The organism is Brachybacterium tyrofermentans, assembly GCF_039526165.1.
GTDB lineage: Bacteria > Actinomycetota > Actinomycetes > Actinomycetales > Dermabacteraceae > Brachybacterium > Brachybacterium tyrofermentans.
In genome coordinates this window covers 199,386-215,229 of sequence record NZ_BAAAIR010000006.1, presented here as the reverse complement: position 1 = coordinate 215,229, position 15,844 = coordinate 199,386, and the positions used below count along the sequence as shown (strand labels likewise).

At 70.1% G+C, this 15,844-nt stretch carries 17 protein-coding genes; 6 read left to right on the top strand and 11 right to left on the bottom strand.

Annotation, left to right across the window (positions count from 1 at the left end):
* Positions 1-305: 305 nt before the first annotated feature.
* Positions 306-2,165, bottom strand: a complete 1,860-nt coding sequence (locus tag ABD093_RS02005) for an FGGY family carbohydrate kinase (protein ID WP_343922120.1) — start codon at positions 2,163-2,165, stop codon at positions 306-308.
* Positions 2,166-2,364: 199 nt separating this feature from the next.
* On the opposite strand from ABD093_RS02005, the gene ABD093_RS02000 reads away from it, so the two are divergent.
* The 3 genes from ABD093_RS02000 to ABD093_RS01990 all read left to right on the top strand — a co-directional run bounded on the left by ABD093_RS02000 (position 2,365) and on the right by ABD093_RS01990 (position 3,766).
* A complete protein-coding gene (locus ABD093_RS02000; RefSeq protein WP_343922118.1) occupies positions 2,365-2,826 on the top strand; it encodes a VOC family protein in 462 nt (153 codons plus the stop codon).
* An 81-nt stretch (positions 2,827-2,907) separates the two neighbouring features.
* Complete coding sequence (locus ABD093_RS01995) at positions 2,908-3,240, top strand: MazG-like family protein (protein WP_193116713.1); 333 nt, start codon at positions 2,908-2,910, stop codon at positions 3,238-3,240.
* A gap of 82 nt (positions 3,241-3,322) precedes the next feature.
* A complete protein-coding gene (locus tag ABD093_RS01990) occupies positions 3,323-3,766 on the top strand; it encodes a hypothetical protein (RefSeq protein ID WP_193116712.1) in 444 nt (147 codons plus the stop codon).
* 66 nt (positions 3,767-3,832) lie between these two features.
* On the opposite strand, the gene ABD093_RS01985 is transcribed toward ABD093_RS01990, so the two are convergent.
* Positions 3,833-5,260 (bottom strand): acyltransferase family protein, encoded by a 1,428-nt coding sequence (locus ABD093_RS01985; RefSeq protein ID WP_343922114.1) that lies wholly within the window; start codon positions 5,258-5,260, stop codon positions 3,833-3,835.
* A gap of 204 nt (positions 5,261-5,464) precedes the next feature.
* Between ABD093_RS01985 and ABD093_RS01980 the strand changes: the two genes are divergently transcribed.
* A complete protein-coding gene (locus tag ABD093_RS01980; RefSeq protein WP_343922112.1) occupies positions 5,465-5,698 on the top strand; it encodes a hypothetical protein in 234 nt (77 codons plus the stop codon).
* 70 nt (positions 5,699-5,768) lie between these two features.
* Here ABD093_RS01980 and ABD093_RS01975 read toward each other — a convergent pair whose 3' ends face one another.
* The 7 genes from ABD093_RS01975 to ABD093_RS01945 all read right to left on the bottom strand — a co-directional run bounded on the left by ABD093_RS01975 (position 5,769) and on the right by ABD093_RS01945 (position 12,340).
* Positions 5,769-6,944, bottom strand: a complete 1,176-nt coding sequence (locus tag ABD093_RS01975) for a Mur ligase family protein (RefSeq protein ID WP_343922110.1) — start codon at positions 6,942-6,944, stop codon at positions 5,769-5,771.
* Between the two features lie 271 nt (positions 6,945-7,215).
* Complete coding sequence (locus tag ABD093_RS01970) at positions 7,216-8,997, bottom strand: hypothetical protein (protein ID WP_343922108.1); 1,782 nt, start codon at positions 8,995-8,997, stop codon at positions 7,216-7,218.
* A 181-nt stretch (positions 8,998-9,178) separates the two neighbouring features.
* Positions 9,179-10,171 (bottom strand): phosphotransferase family protein, encoded by a 993-nt coding sequence (locus tag ABD093_RS01965; RefSeq protein WP_343922106.1) that lies wholly within the window; start codon positions 10,169-10,171, stop codon positions 9,179-9,181.
* Between the two features lie 61 nt (positions 10,172-10,232).
* A complete protein-coding gene (locus ABD093_RS01960) occupies positions 10,233-10,532 on the bottom strand; it encodes a hypothetical protein (RefSeq protein WP_343922104.1) in 300 nt (99 codons plus the stop codon).
* A 50-nt stretch (positions 10,533-10,582) separates the two neighbouring features.
* Positions 10,583-11,107: a GrpB family protein gene (locus tag ABD093_RS01955; protein WP_343922102.1), complete on the bottom strand. Its 525-nt coding sequence runs from the start codon at positions 11,105-11,107 to the stop codon at positions 10,583-10,585.
* 92 nt (positions 11,108-11,199) lie between these two features.
* Complete coding sequence (locus ABD093_RS01950) at positions 11,200-11,370, bottom strand: hypothetical protein (RefSeq protein ID WP_343922100.1); 171 nt, start codon at positions 11,368-11,370, stop codon at positions 11,200-11,202.
* A 247-nt stretch (positions 11,371-11,617) separates the two neighbouring features.
* On the bottom strand, positions 11,618-12,340 hold the full coding sequence (locus tag ABD093_RS01945; protein ID WP_343922098.1) for a TSUP family transporter: 723 nt from the start codon (positions 12,338-12,340) through the stop codon (positions 11,618-11,620).
* Between the two features lie 575 nt (positions 12,341-12,915).
* Between ABD093_RS01945 and ABD093_RS01940 the strand changes: the two genes are divergently transcribed.
* Entirely contained in the window at positions 12,916-13,116 is a 201-nt protein-coding gene (locus ABD093_RS01940) for a hypothetical protein (protein WP_343922096.1), read from the top strand.
* A 222-nt stretch (positions 13,117-13,338) separates the two neighbouring features.
* Here the strand turns inward: ABD093_RS01940 and ABD093_RS01935 are convergent, their stop codons facing one another.
* Positions 13,339-13,833, bottom strand: coding sequence for an NUDIX domain-containing protein (locus ABD093_RS01935; RefSeq protein WP_343922144.1), 495 nt, complete (start codon positions 13,831-13,833; stop codon positions 13,339-13,341).
* Positions 13,834-13,950: 117 nt separating this feature from the next.
* Between ABD093_RS01935 and ABD093_RS01930 the strand changes: the two genes are divergently transcribed.
* On the top strand, positions 13,951-14,592 hold the full coding sequence (locus ABD093_RS01930; RefSeq protein WP_343922094.1) for an HAD family hydrolase: 642 nt from the start codon (positions 13,951-13,953) through the stop codon (positions 14,590-14,592).
* A gap of 106 nt (positions 14,593-14,698) precedes the next feature.
* Here the strand turns inward: ABD093_RS01930 and ABD093_RS01925 are convergent, their stop codons facing one another.
* The gene (locus tag ABD093_RS01925; protein ID WP_425546203.1) at positions 14,699-15,709 is read right to left on the bottom strand and encodes an IS30 family transposase; all 1,011 of its coding nucleotides are present in this window, start codon (positions 15,707-15,709) and stop codon (positions 14,699-14,701) included.
* Positions 15,710-15,844: the final 135 nt, after the last annotated feature.

Here is a 15,844-nt window from a genome sequence, read left to right as displayed (position 1 = left end):
AGAAATTACCGAACGTTCACCGTATATTCCATCGCGGCAGGTCGGGAACACCTGCGACTCACCTGCGCATTTCACCCGGAGAGACCTTTCCTCCCCAATTAGTCGACCCCGCGGGTACACAGTGACTTTCCGAGGAGAAACCCACGGAGGTGGAGTGGGGGCCGTGGGACGCGCGAATCGGCACGCACAGCTCGGCACGCACAGCTCGGCGCGCACGGGTCAGCACCCGCAGTGCAGCGCACCCGTTGCAACGCACGCGGTACGACGCACGCGATGCCGCTCACGCAGTGCGGCGCACACACGGTTCAGCGCAGCACGCCCACCTCGGCGATGGCGCGGTACAGAGCGCGGTGGCCGCGGCTGAAGCGGGCGTGGCGGCGTACGGCCGACGGGTCCGGATCCACGATGCGGCCGCCCTCCCGTTCGGCGAGGGGGCGCATCGTGTGCTCGAGCTGCAGAGCGTCGGCCGCCGCGAGGGCGCATCCCAGCAGTGCGGCGTCGGCGTCCTCGACGACGCGCATGGGGCGGCCCATGACGTCGGCCAGGATCCGCAGCCACGGCTCGGATGCGGCGCCTCCCCCTGCGACGGCCAGCGGTCTCGGTGCGGACGGTGACACAGCAGGCGAGGCGGGTGGGGTCAGCGAAGCGGGCGGGATGAGCGAGGCGGGTGAGGCAGGCGAGACGGGCGACGCAGGGGGTGTCGGGGCAGCACCCACCGCAGAGCCACTCGTACCGGCCGCGCTCTCGACGGCGGCATGGGCGAGTGCGTGCGCAACGCCCTCGAGCACGGCCGCGTACATGTCGATCGCGGCGGTGCTCGGACCCATGCCGATGATCGCTGCGCGCAGATCCGGCTCGCGCACGGGGTAGCGCTCCCCATGGATCGACGGCAGTGCGAGCAGGCCCGTGGGTCCGCGACCGTGCTCCGCCTCGCGGTGTTCGAGCTGCTCGTCGGCCTCTTCGGGCGTGATCCCGGACAGCAGCGCTTCCCGCGCCCACTCCGCCGCCGCGCCGGCGGCACGCAGGGCCGAGATCCGCAGGGTGCGCGGAGACGCGGAGGGTGACGGAGACGAGCAGGGCGACGGGGATGAGGACGAGGTGGAGGGGAAAGAGGTCACGGATGAGACGGAGGGCGAGGCGGCGGAGTCGTCTCGTCCGCCGATGGCCAGGTGGTGCGAGACGCCGGCGGCGAGTTCGTCGGTGCGCAGCGAGCTCACCAGACCGTCGGCACGCTGCGAGCTCGCGGGAACGTCGGCGCGCTGCGAGCGCACTGGACCGTCGGCGAACGCCTCGTCGCCCAGCCCGTCGCGCCCTGCACCGTCCCCGGCTCTCCGAGCCTCCGGGACCACGGCGGCCAGCCATCCGCTGGTGCCGAGATAGGCGTACTCGTCACCTGCTTCGAGGCCGACGATCCCCAGCGTGGTCGCCCCGGCATCCCCCGGCGCAAGGATCACGGGCAGCCCGACGGGCAGGCCCAGCAGCTCAGCAGCGGTCTCGTCGGTGCGGCCGACGACCTGACCGGTCGCCCTGGTCAGCTCGGGCAGCATCGCCCTGCTCAGCCCGGCGGCGCAGGCGATCCGGTCGCTCCACCGGCGGGTCCGGGCGTCGAGCAGCCCGGTCGCGGACGCGGTGGTCACATCGCACCAGGCCCCGAGGCCCAGAGCGTGCACGAGGTGACCCGCCGGGCCGAAGACGACGCCCCGGGCGCGGCCGACGACCTCCGGCGAGATGCGCGAGAGGCGGCGGAACATCGCGGCGCAGCTGGTCGCGTCCTGCTCGTTGCCGGTGATCTGGTCCCAGTCCGCGCCTGCTGAGTCCCTGCCCTCGCGTCGCAGGATCGTCCCGATCTCTGCGGCCTCGGCGACGGCGCGGGTGTCGCTGTAGAGGATCGCGGGAGCGGGGTCCCCATCGGTCAGGAGCACGAGGTCCTGCATCTGCCCGGTGATGCTGAGGGCGACGGGCTTCTCGTCCGTTCCGTGCAGCAGCTGCGCGATCGCGTCCCGGGCGGCGCGGAGCCAGTCGGCAGGGTCCTGCTCGGCGCCGCCGTCGGCCGTGACGACCGTGGGATACCCGCTGCTGGCCTGCGCTCTCGTCGTGCCGTCGAGGGTGAGGAGGGCGGCTTTGGCGGCAGAGGTGCCGAGGTCCAGGCACAGCAGGGAAGGCATGGGATGAGGGTAGGCCGCGGGCGCCGCATCCGGCCGACGGGCCCGGTGCCCGGGACGCGACGATCGGTGCGGCCCCTCCGATCGCCACGACGGCTCCGATCCCGTTCCCTCAGCGGACAGGATCTGTCCTCGCCGTGATGAAGAGTGGCCCGAACCCCAACCCGATCCCGACCCCGACCCCGCTCTGATGGAGGGCCCCATGAGCAGCACCGTCCAGATCACCTTCGACGCCCGCGATCCACGCTCGCTCTCGACCTTCTGGCGCGACGTGCTCGGCTACGTCCATCCGCCGCCCCCGGGCGTCGAGCTGCAGGACGGCATGGATCCGCTGGTCGCCTGGGACGAGTTCCTCGAGCGAAGCGGCGTTCCCGAGGAACAGCGCAACAGCGCCTCCGCGCTCGAGGACCCGGACGGTGCCGGGCCGCGGATCTTCTTCCAGCAGGTTCCGGAGGGCAAGACGGCCAAGAACCGGGTCCACCTGGACGTGCGCACCGCCTCGGACCTGCACGGGGAGGAACGGATGGAGGCCCTCGAGACTGCCTGCGAGCGTCTGGTCGCGCTCGGTGCCCATCGGCTCGCGCGCCATGAGCCCGCACCACCGATGAGCATCGGCTTCCTCGTCCTCGCGGACCCGGAGGGCAACGAGTTCTGCCTCGACTGATCGACGCCCTCGGGACCTGCCTTGCCCTCCGCGCGGCACGCCGCCCGGCCGCCGCTCCACGAGGTGCGGCAGACTCGTGCGATGGACAGCACCGACCTCTCCCACGGCATCGCCGCGCTCAGCCTCTGGATCGACGAGGGCAACCGGGGCCGGGACCCCGAGGCCGCCACATGGGCCCGGCTCGCGAAGATCACCGAGGAGGCCGGCGAGGTGGTCGCCGCGCAGATCGGCGCCACGGGCCAGAATCCGCGCAAGGGCGTGACCCACACCGAGGCGGACGTGCAGGAGGAGCTGCTGGACGTGGCCCTCACGGCGCTCGCCGCGCTCGAGCACCTGCGCGACCATGACGAGCGCTCGATCGAGCTGCTCACAGACAAGCTCGGCCGCACCCTGCAGCGCGCTGGCCTGCACTGATGACCTCCGGTGCGGCGCGGCCCTCGACCGGCCGCGCCGTCACACGGATACTGGGAGCCACCGCACCCGCCAGGAGGCATAAATGCTCGACGAGGACGATGCGACAGCACACGACGCCACCCACCGCTCCGCCCCGCTGACAGCTCTCGAGCTCCGCGCCCGCGCCGAGATGACGGCCCCTGCGGGCACGGGACGCCACGGAGCCAGACATCGGGCCGACGACTCCGCACCCCACGGGGCCCTGTTCACCCGCCTCGACGACCTCTCGGAGGCGGCCCGGGAGGATCTCTTCGGCCCGCCCGTGCAGCATGCGCTGTACGTGTACTACGCCGAGGGGCCGACGCTCGTGGGCGCCGTGCTGGATCCGCCGGTCGCCGTGCACGCCCCGTCGGCGAGCACTCTCGACGCCAGGATCCGCACCTACGTCGCGGAGCACCGCGGGGTGGTCGAGGCCGACGTGCAGACCTTCGGCCGACGCGTGGAGCGCGATCACGCACTGCGGATCCTGTCGGCCCCGAGGAGCTAGCGGCGCGCGGGGGATCGCAGGCGAGGAGCGTCCGGCCCAGGCCCGTCCCCGTCGCGTCCACGCAGATCATCGACCGGCAGCGCCCGTGACCTGAAGGGTCCCGACGTGCGGCTCAGCCCCAGAAGCCTGCGGTGCCCCAGCAACCTGCGGAGCTCCGGAGACGTGCGGTGATGCGGGAGCCTGTGGCGCCTTGGAAGCGAGCGGGACCCGGGAGACACGCGGAGCCTGGACCCTCGACAGCGCTGTCAGGAACAACCCCGCGGCCAGCAGTGCCGTGAGCACCGTGGTGCCCGCCAGCAGCGGGACCAGCACGCCGGCGAGCGCGAGCAGCACGGCCTGCTGCGCCCGGGACGACGAGGTCGTGGGGTGGTGGAGCCGGCGGCGCTCCATGCCTCCGAGCGCCCAGGCCACGGCGGCGGTGAGCACGAGGGACAGCACGAGCCACGAAGGCCGCAGCGTCCACCACAGCAGCCCGGAGGGATCCGGCAGCAGCAGTCCGCCGTGCTCGGCGAGATAGGCCGAGACCCCTGCCATGGTCAGCAGAACCGGCAGGTTCCACAGGTAGATCGTCATGGTGCGTGCGGTGACGAAGGCGGTGACCGCGCTGAGGCGTGGGCGCTCGATCAGTGCTGCGAGCGTCGGCCGCAGGAGCGTGAACGCAGCCGTCTGCGCGACGCCGACCAGGAGCAGGGCCGAGGTGGGCGGGTTCATCTGCGCGATGAGGTCGGGCGAGAAGATCCCGAGCGCGAACGCTCCGGCCAGGAGCGCGACCGCTCCCGCACCGATCCGCACGCGGGTCACGGGGCGCAGCGCGTCGAGGCGTCCTTCGGCGAGGAAGAAGCCCAGCTGCTGCAGGGCGAGCCAGGCGAAGGCGAGGTTCGCATAGCCGACGGCATCGAGCCCGGTCAGGCTCCGCAGGGCGTCGACGCCCAGGGCGCCTGCCCCGAGCACGGCAAGAGTGCCCAGAGGCGCCCGCTCATGGGCGCGGAGCAGCGTGGGCAGGACAGCCTGGCTGCCCAGGAACACGCCGAGGAACCACAGCGGCTGGCCGTAGCGCACCCCCGCCTCCAGGAGCAGCTCCGGCGGGACGCCGCGGACCTGCAGCACGGCGAGCACGACGCCGACCACGGAGATCGTGACCACGGCGGGCAGCAGGAGGCGGTGCACGCGGCCGACGACGAAGTCCGTCGCGGTGCCGCCCCGGTCGCGGAGCCGCCGGAAGGCGAGCATCCCGGAGAAGCCGCCGATGACGAAGAAGACCGGCAGCACCTGTAGCAGCCAGGTCACCGGCGGGTACCAGGACGCTCCGACGGTGGCGTACTCGAGCACCGGGCCGTGCGGCCCCACGGTGACGCCCATCTGGAGGCCGTGGAGCAGCACGATGGCGACGACGCACAGCGCGCGGACGAGGTCGATCACCGGGTCACGCCCGGTGGCTGCAGTGGGTGATGTCGGCGCGGTTCTCGGGCTGCGGGGCGCCTGGGTGATGGTCATTGATCGCTCTCCTCGGTGATACCGAGGACGGTAGGGACGAGATGGCGGGGCGCACATCACTCCAGCGGATGAAGCGCTCCCCCTACACCGGAGTGATGGGGACGGCCCGAACACACCCCTGTGCGATCTCGTCCGGGGCCTTGCCAGGCGCGCTCCGACCACGTTGACTCTGTGGTGCACCGCACACAACGCGAAGGAGGAACTGTGGCTGGCTACGACGTGGACTCCGGATACGACCCGGATGGGGGCTACGACCCGGACAGCGGCTATGACCCCGATGGGGGTTACGACCCCGACGGCGGCTATGACCCCGACGGTGGGTACGACCCCGACGGCGGCTATGACCCCGACGGTGGGTACGACCCCGACGGCGGCTATGACCCCGACGGTGGGTACGACCCGGACGGGGGCTACGACCCGGACAGCGGCGTGATCTGAGCTGATCGTGTGCGCGGCGTCCGCATCTCGCGGGCGCCGCGCCACGCTGTCCGCTGCCGCACGGTGCGCCTCACAGGGACCGCATCGCCTCGCGGATCACGGCTCGGTCGTCGTGGGGAAGGCGACGGGTGCCCACCAGCTGCTCGGTCTCGTCGCCCTTGCCCGCGACCAGCACCGTGTCCCCGGGGCCGGCCATGAGGAGCGCCGCGATGATCGCGTCCCGTCGGCGCGGGATCTCCAGGCACTCTGGGCACCCGGCACGCACCTCGCGGCGGATCCGCCCCGGCGGCTCTCGGCGCGGGTTGTCGTCGGTCAGGATCACCAGATCCGCGAGGTCGGCGGCGAGGGCGCCCATCTCCGGTCGCTTCGCCCGGTCCCTCTCCCCACCGGCACCGAACACCACGAGGAGTCGGCCCTCCGTGCGCTCCCGCACCGTGAGGAGGGCGGTGCGCAGCGCTCCGGGGTTGTGCGCGGTGTCCACCATCGCGGTGACGCCCCGGCGCTTCGCGATCACCTCGAGCCGGCCCGGCGGCGGGGCGACGTCAGCCAGAGCGGTCGCGACCACGGCCGGGTCTCCCCCGGCACCGACGACGACCGCTGCGGCGAGCAGCAGGTTCGTGATCGCGATGGCGTGCACCGTGGGCAGCGTCGCCTCATAGGCGTCTCCCCCGAGGGTGAGGACGCCGGTGACGCGCCCGTCGGCCTCCTGCGCCGGCGTGAACGAGAGATCCCCTCCTTCGCCGACCACGAGCAGGCGTGCCCCGCGCCGGGCCACGGCCGCCTCGACCAGCTCCCGCCGGGCGCAGTCCTCGGCGATCACGGCGATCCCGTCGGCCCGCAGGTGCTGCTCGAACAGCGAGAGCTTCGCCCCCCAGTACGCCTCGACGCTGCCGTGGACGTCCAGATGGTCGCGCTCCAGGCCGGTGCAGACGGCGACATCGACCGGGACCCGCTCGAGGAGCCCGTCGGCCAGGATGCCCACGAAGGCCTCGAGCGAGAAGGCCTGTGCACCGGCCCGGGCCTGGGCATCGATCATCTCGGGGAGGTAGTCCGGGGAGCGGCGGGGGCGCGCCGTGTGCAACGCGCCGTCGACATCGGTAATGCCCGTCGAGTCGTAGCCGGCGGTGCGCCATCCGACCACCCGCAGCAGCTGCACGGTCGCAGTCGCGACGCTGGTCTTGCCGTTCGTGCCGGTCACGGCCGTGATCAGCGGGCGGCCGACGGGGTGGTTGACGGGCTGGATCATGGGACTCCCGAGCTGGGTGCCGACGAACTGGGGGCCGACGAGACGGACTGCGCGGCCGACGGATTGAGTGGCGGACGAACAGGGCGGCCGACGGGGCGATTGACGAACAACTGGGTGCCCGATGAACTGGGTGCCCGACGAACTGAGTTCCCGACGACGGAGCGCGCAGGGCTCCATCCCATCACAGGGCCGTGCCCCGGGCGACGGAGTTCAACAGACCGCCTGCTCTCCGATCGGGCTCCCGGATCAGCGTCCCGGTTCAGTGTCCGGCTCAGACCCCCGGGAAGAACGGAGCGCCCGGCGCCTGTCCCTGCGGTGCCTGCCCGTGGGAAGGCTGTCCTGTGGGTGCCTGCCCGTGGGAAGGCCGTCTCGTGCTGGGCGTCCCGTCGGCGCGGCGCGTCCGTGCCGAGCGGCGGAACCAGTTCACGAGCATCCCGGGCACGAACCGATCCACGAACGGGGCGCCGAACCGGGCGAGCACCTCGACCAGCAGTCCGATGAAGAAGGCGACCACGGGCGTCCACGGGGCGAGGCCCACGCTGATGCCGAGCTCGCCCACCATCCCCATCTCGGCCTGCATGGTCGTCCAGACCAGCGCGAGCAGAACGGCCGAGCAGCCGAAGTAGGCGAGCGGAAGGGCGACCCAGGAGACGACCAGCGCGAGGATGTTCCCCGTCTCGATCTCACGGTCCCGGTTCCAGAGCAGCGCGACCACCACCGGCATGAGCAGCGCGATCAGCACCAGGGGGATCCACAGGTACCAGGGCAGGTCGAAGAACCACAGGAAGTCGTTGCCGCGCTCGACCCCGAAATCCTCGACGCCGCCCCGTGCGTTCAGATGCAACGGCACGGCCAGCATCCCCAGCCCGGGCAGCATCGCGAGGCCCGTGAGTCCCCAGATCGGGAGCGACAGGAACAGGGAGAGCACGGACTGCCCGTCGCCCTCGACCACCATCCGGATCGATATGCCCGCTGCCATGAGGATCCAGACCGGCACCGCGAAGGCCAGGGCGTGGACGAACGCCAGCCGGGGTGCGGCGGCGAGATCCGCGACCACCGACCACCAGGCGGGCTTCGCGAGCCCCGCGACATGTCCCAGGAACAGGGGAAGCGCGATGAGCACCCAGGTGCCGAAGAACATGTCCACCCCGGCGGAGTGCATCGACAGGGACAACCCGAGCGTGTCGTCCTCGATCGTGAGCGCGGTGACACGGGTGGCGATCACGGCGAAGATCGCGACGGCGAGCCCGGAGATCCCCGACCACAGCAGGGCACCGAGCACGCCGTTCGAGCCCCAGCGTCCGGTGCCCCAACGGCGTTGGACGAGACGGCCGACGACGAAGGCGGTCGCGACCATCGCGACGGTGATCAGCAGCGGCAGTCCCCGCCAGCTCATCGTGGCATTGCCGAAGAAGCCCAGGTTCAGCTCGGCATCGTAGGAGCCGAACGAGGCGAGGGAGACCAGCTGGAACGGCATCCCCACCAGACCCACGATCGCTCGCCAGCCGCCGTCCCCGGACGGGGAGGCCGAGCCGTCGGTCGGGACGGTGCCGCCTCCGGTCAGGTCACCGGTGTCGGCGGTGAGGGCGACGAGCACGGCCGAGATGATCACCAGCAGCGCGGCGCCGAGGGCCACGATGTAGGCGAGCGCCCCGACGGCGAAGGTGGGGAGGGGGTTGCCGATGCCGACCTTCCGCAGGGTGTAGCCGGCCTGCGCTGCGGAGAAAGTCTGCGTTCCCTGCGTTCCCTGTGCGCCCTGTGCGCCCTGTGCGCCCTGTGCGCCCGATGGTGCCGCCGACGCCGAGGGGGCTGCGGCACCCCACGGTGACGGTGCAGCGGATGACGCCGAGGTGGGCGATGTGGGTGGGGCCGCAGAGTCGAAGGAGGGGCCGGAGGTCGTGCCCGGCAGGCTGGAGCCGAAAGCGCCCCCGGAGGGTGACGACGAGAACGGGGCCTCGCCGTGTCCGTTCGATCCGGGCTCATAGGCCGGGAGCTCGCCGCCGGGTCGGTTGTGCTCGTCCCCGTGGCCGTAGGGATAGTTCGTCTCCGGCATGTCTCCCCCTCTCGCGTGACCGGCCATCGTGGGCGCGGCCAAGTACCCCGGATGCCGAGCCTAGCTGGTGGTGGACTCTCACTGAGCCGTAGACGGACGGGGTCGCGATGCGGCGAGGCGAAGGAATCGACCCACTCCCCTGCGGCGACGCACCCACCACCGGGAGGGTGAGCAGAGCTTCCTAACGTGCCCGATCGGCACTCTCCTTCAGCGGCGCCCGACGCAGGTGCGCGGGCCAGGACTCCGACGACATGCCAGCGGTGAATGCGAGGAGATCGATCAACGTCGCACTCCGTGGCGCCGCCCAGTTGCGATCCTCGGACGTGGACGGCTCCTTCAGGAGCCGCGCCAGCGCCAGGTAGAGGTGGTACCAGAGCGCGTCGCGCTCGAGGGCGGTGCCGGCGTCCGGGCCGTCCGCGGACAGCGCGCCTCCGCTCGCCGATCGGTATCCGGCCAGCAGGTCAGGCAAGTCCCGGATTGGCAGGCCGACGAGATCTCGGGCCGGCGATCCCCACTCAGCACAGCCCCAGTCCAGCAGCGCCGTGACCTGACCTCCGTGGTCGATCATCACGTTCGAGGGACTCACGTCGCGATGGAGCAGCACCGGGTCGGCCTGCGTCGGGCCCTCCGGCTGCAGGAGAGCGAACTGCTCGCGGAGCCAGTCGTGCTGGGCGCCGCCGATCTCGCCCGCCTCCACGAGCCGACCGAGCAGCTCCGCGGGTGAGAACGTGTAGGGCTCCGGGATCGCGCCGCCGGGACCGACGTCGCTGCGCCGGATGCGGTGGAGCGCCAGCAGGATCTCGCCGAGGGATCCGAGTGCGCGTCGGCGCCCCATCGGGTCGAGCGTCTGCTCCGCCAGCGTCGCGCCGTGCACCCGCTGCAGGACCATGGTCGGCACGCTCGCGATGCGACGGGCGGGGTCATAGCTGACGAGCTCGGGTGTTGGCACGCCAGCGGCCTGGACCATGGGGATGACCTGGGCCTCCTTCGCGAGCAGCTCAGCGGCCCGGGGCGTGCGCGGGATGCGCAGGACCAGCTCCCCGCCGAGGAGGACCGTCAGGTTCACGGTGCCTTGGATGGGGACCGGCGCCACGTCGGCCTCCGCCACGGAGAAGTGCGTCGCCACGGCCTGCACGTCGTCCGCGAACGGGGCGTCCTCGAGCATGCTCATCATGAGTGATCTCCTCGTCGTGCGCGGCTCGTCGAGGTCGCGCGTGCAGCGGATCGTCCGGCGATCATCCGGGATCGGTGAACGTGACCGGCTTTCCGGAGGCGCGGGCATAGTCGATCTCCCGGCTCGTGGACTCCCCGACGTACCCGCCGGGATTGACGACCACGACCCGATCAGCGAGATCGATCTTGCGCCGGTGCAGAGCGTCCAGCGCCGTCTTCTGCTCGTCGGTGATCACCACGTCGCCGTCGCCGGGGGCCACGACGATGGCGCCGGCGATCGTCAGATCACGGTTCACCTCACGCATCTCGTCCGCGAAGCGCATCGAGCCGCAGAGGCAGACGATCTCAGGTCGATCAGGCACGGTTCTCTCCTTCGGTCCCCATCGGTCCGGTCGACGCAGCGGCCCGAACGCTACTTGTCCCAGGCCGTCACGGGCGGCAGCCCGCGTCTCTGGCGCTCCTCATCGAGCAGCTCCTGGATGAGCGAGCTCTTCGCCGCGGTGTACGCGCGACCTTCGGTGGTCGCGGCGATCTCCTCCTTGAGCTGCTGGTATCGACGGCGGGCGTCCTCGTCGTGGAGGAGCTTGTCGCGGAACAGCCGCTGATTGCACTGCGGCCACTGGTCCTCGCGGAAGACATGCAGGATATGAGTGCGGCGACCGTCGACGCTGCGCACGTACACGGCATGGTTCTTCGGTCCCGCGCCGTGCAGGGCAAATCCGAGGCCCTCCAGCGCCTCCCCCATCCCGAAGGGGTCTGCGCCGCAGGCAGAACGCGCGGCCATGTCGATGATCGGCTTGGCGGGGAGACCGGGCACTGCCGTGCTCCCGATGTGCTCGATCGCGTCGACCCGCCCCACCAGTGCAGCAGAGATGTCACCCGCGGCCTGCGCGAACGAACTCGCCCACAGGGCGTGGTTCGACTGGAGTTCGACCATGCGGCGACACTACCCGCGTGCTCGGGCACCCGTCAGAAAAATGGACAGCTCGCCAGCTCACCGGCTCGACGGGGCGCGTCGTCGGCCGGACGTCAGTTCGGAGTCGTCTCGGTGAGCCAGTCGAGGATCTCGTCCTTCTCCACGGCACCGACCGTCACCTCGTCGGCTCCACTGGTGCACGTCACCCAGACGCTCTCCCCGTCGGCCTGGAGGGTGAGGGAATCGTTGTCCCGATCTGACAGCTCAAGGGGGAGTTTGCTCATCCTGGGTCCTTAGATTCTCTGGTGGTGCAGGAGAACATAGCGCTTCCGACGCGTGGATCGACAGTGGACGCCCTACCACTCGATCAGACCCATGGCTGCCGTCACGACAGGTGTGACCTCAACGGTCCCCGCATGACCTGGGCCCCATGGTGAAGTGGCGATCGCGCCGAGGCCGAGGCCTTTCCCGGCGGGACTCGAGCAGCGCGGTACCAGGCGCCCGTCTTCCTGGACCGGTCCCTCGCCGAATTCAGATGAGCGCCTGGGCGATCGTCATCACCGCACCCGCGATGGACAGGGCGAGTACGACCCGCATCAGCGTCTTGCCCGCGAAGCGGCCGGCAAGTCGCTGCCCGATCGCGGCACCGACCAGGATCGCCGCGATCGTCACCACCCAGCCCGACCCTTCCATCGAGGGCAGTGACCCCTTCGCGACCAGCGAGAGTGCGCTGAGGAGCAGGAAGTGAGCCTGCGCCGACGCTGCGAAACCCTTATGGGCCCACCCAGTGGCGGCCGCATAGACGGCCAACGCGGGACCACCCACGCCTGCTGTCACGTTCATGAAGCCCGAGGCTGTCCCGAACCCGGAGCTCACCGGGAGGCCGTCGGTCACGGCCCCGGGCCGGGCGACCACGGTGACGCCGATGGCGATCAGGATCATCACTCCGACCAGCACAGCCAAGGGATCCGCGGGAAGCACCTGCAGCACGAGCACTCCCAGCACGATCCCCACCAACGAGAACGGGGTGAAGCGCAGCAGGCGTCGCCACTCGACGTCGCGGTGCACGAGCCCGAGGTTGAGGAGCGACGACACGACACCGCACGCGTTCGTCACCAGCACGCCCTCGACGGGCCCCGCTGTCAGGACCAGGAAGGGTGAGGCGACGAGGGCGAATCCCATGCCGGTGAGCCGTTGGAGCCCCGCTCCGACGCCGATGATCGTCGCGAGAAGAGCGAGGTCGGCGAAGGTCACCGGGCAAGCCTACGGGGGCGATCCACCGAGGACAGGGCGAAGCATCCCGAACGACGGCTCACTCAGTCGGTGCCCTTATCCGAACCGGACTCATGACGCTCTGCCCGCCGCAGATCAACGTCGAGCAGCTGACCGACTATCGGGGCCTTGGCGCGGGTGTCGTCACTCCACCCATCCGCCGTCGCGGCGGCGCGTACTTTGGCGTCCAGACAGATGGCATGCGCCGTCGGCGAGCATCTGCTGTCGCGGAACTTTCGACGCCTGCTGAAGGGGGTCGAGCGCGTGAGGCGGCCCGTCACTGCTTCTAGCGCGCTCCTGGCCTCGATCTTTCATCGGGTCAGTATCCGGGCTCGGTGTCGCCGTAGGCGGCGGTCCTCCTTTCCGAGCGAGTTGTGCGCGCGGCCCACCGGCCCCCGATCTCCCAGGAAGGCCCGTCATGAACCCCGCCGCCCCGTCCAGATGTGAAGCCGTTCACAGTGCGGCTCGCTCCTCGTGACGAAACCGGTCGCCGTGACGTCCTCACGCGTAAACGACCCACGTGCTGCAACCCAGCGCCTACCCCTTCCGGAGACATCATGTTCCCCATCGAGCTCAGCGACCACGACGGCGACGCCCTCACCATCACCACCCGCGGCACCGACGTGTGGATCACGTGCACCACTGAACGGTCCGAAGTCACCATCGGTCCCATCCCCCGCTCTGCGCTCCGCGACGCACTCGCCGACAACCCCGTGGACAGCGACGTCGCCAGAGCCCCCAGCGAGAATGGAAGCTGACCGGCTCATGACGCCCCGGGATGATTCTGAGCGCGGGAAGCGGTTGCGGCGCACCGCGACCACTGACGAATCTGGGCGGGCAATGACGTCGAAGCTACTACGTCGAAGCGAGCTGGTGCGGTCTGAGCTCGACCCGTGTGGCGGCGCTTCCGGCTCGCGCGGCCCGAGGCAGAATGAAGATCAGCTCGGGGGTGAGGAGCTCTCCCTGGCTCGTCGACACCGTTATCCGCGGCCAGAGCCGGTGGTCCCCTCATCGCGATCGAACTCCACGAGACCGCCCCGGTCCAAGGACTCCAGTCCTGACTGGACGAACCGGAATGCCAGTGGACTCAGCAGCTGATGCAACTCCGCGTCCTCCAGCCGGGCGACACTCCGGATCTCGTCGTCCGCCAGGTCGAGGCTGTCGAACGTGGACGGGCTCATCGGGGCGTCATAGATGAATGCCAGCGCTCCGTGCGGGTCCTCCGCTCCGGGTTCGATATGCCCGACGGCGAACAGTCTGCCGAGGTCGATCGAGACACCCAGCTCTTCTCGGCACTCGCGGATGCACGCGTTCGACGGCGACTCTCCCTGCCCCACGGTGCCGCCCGGGAGATGCCAGGTGCTTTTGTAGGTGGGTTCGATGCACAGCACCCGACGATCCTCGGCGACGATCAACGCGCTGGTGATCACCCGCTTCCGCGGCAGGCTGGCCAGGTACTCGGCGTGCGGAACCATCGGAGGAGGCGGCAGACGGTGCACCATGCCTTCGAGCGTACGGCGAAGCGCGGCGTGAACGAGGGCATCCTCAGTCAGCGCCTGAGACGAGTCGCGTGTGGTCAGTAAGCTGCGGTCGTGCCACTTGCGATCTTCGATCTGGACGGAACTCTTGTGGACCAGGCGGCCGCCGCACGGGACTGGGCACGCGGGTTCGCGCAGGCATGGAGCCTTGATGAGCGGGATGCTGGCGTCATTGCCGCCGCGTCGGCCCAGCGCCGCCCGAAGGGCGAGATCTTCTCGATGATCGTCCAGTGCTTCAGCCTTCCTATGACACCCGAGGCCGCATGGAGCGACTATCGCGCTCACATGCCGGATCTCGTCCGATGCTCCGATACCGACCGATCAGCGCTGAGGGCACTCCGAAACGCCGGATGGCGACTGGGGATCGTCACCAACGGCATGGTCGATAACCAGGAGGGCAAGATCCGGAGCACGGGTCTCGCGGATCTCGTGGACGGATGGGTCATCTCCTCCGAGTTCGGAGAACGCAAACCAGAGCCGAGCATCTTCCACGAGCTGGCCCGACGTCTCGAGTGCCCGCTCGACGGATGGATGGTGGGCGACAGCCTCGAGACGGACGTGGCGGGAGGGCTGGCGGTAGGCCTCGAGACCGCTTGGATCACGTCGGCCCCGGCAACCGATCCCCGGCCCGCTCCCACGGTCTCTGCGCCGACCGTGAAGGATGCCGTCGACAAGATCTTGACTGGCCAGCGATGATCGCGGTCAGCTCCGCGCCGTCCAGCGTACGGCCTATCCGCCCAATACGCCCGCTGCGCAGTGAAACCTGGCATAGCCCGAGATATCGCGTTGCAGGACGGTGGTGTCAAAGCGTGGAAGCAACATGGGGTTCGCCGGCCAGTAGTCGGGCGAAGGATTCTGTCGGTGTCAGGAAGCCGAGTCGGCGTCGGGGTCGGTTGTTGATCTCTTCGGCGATGGTGGTGAGGTAGGGCTGGTGGTCGGGGATCGCGGTGCCCTTGGGGAGGTACTCCCGGTAGAGCCGGTTCGTGTTCTCGTTGCTGGGCCGCTGCCAGGGCGAGTGGGGCTCAGCGAAGTAGACCGGCATGTCCGTGGCCAGGGAAACCTTTGCGTGCTGGGCCATCTCGCTGCCCTGGTCCCATGCCAGCGACGCCTTCATCATCTTGGGCAGCTCGGTGAAGTACTCGATGACCGCGTCCGCAGTGCCCTCGGCGTGCTTGGAGGGCAGGGCAAGCAGTCCGGTGAAACCGCTCATCCGCTCCACCAGCGTCGCCGCGCACGAGGACCCGTTCTTCCCGATGATCAAGTCGCCCTCCCAGTGCCCCGGAACCCGCCGCTCCGCGGCATCCTCGCTTCGCTCCGAGATGGGCACCATCCCCACGATCGGTCCGCCCCGGGTGCGGCCGGGTGTGCGGGGTCGGCGCTTGGTCCGTTTGGACTGCAAGAAGATCCCTCGCGTGGCGAGTTCCCCGCGGGGGATCGCGTAGATGTACTGGTAGATCGCTTCTCCGCTGACGGTGCGGCCCTGAGCGTTCGGAGAATTCGCCATGCGTTCAACGGTCGGGTCTGCGGCCTCCAGACGCAAGCGACCCGCGATCTCGTTCGGCGTCCACGACGCCGCGAGGTCGGCGTTCACCCTCGCCTGGAGCACCGGGTCCTTCGCCACTTTTCGGACTTGTGGGCGCGAGCGTTGGCGTTGCGCTTTCACGTCCGCGGTCACCGCTTGATAGCCACGGGTCTTCGTCGAGTTCCGTCGTAGCTCCCTGGAGACCACTGACGGGCATCNGAGATCTCCATCCGCTCCGTGAACGTGAGCCGCCGCCGCACCATCCCAGGCCTCCTCGCCTCGAGCCCCCACCGACCGGGAGTGTTGCTACGACGCTATGACACCACCGACGTCGGGCGGTGCATTGGTGGGCCCGGTGGGGATCGAACCCACGACCCGCGGATTAAAAGTCCGCCCCGACACCCAGCGCGATGCAAGTTGCGGCAG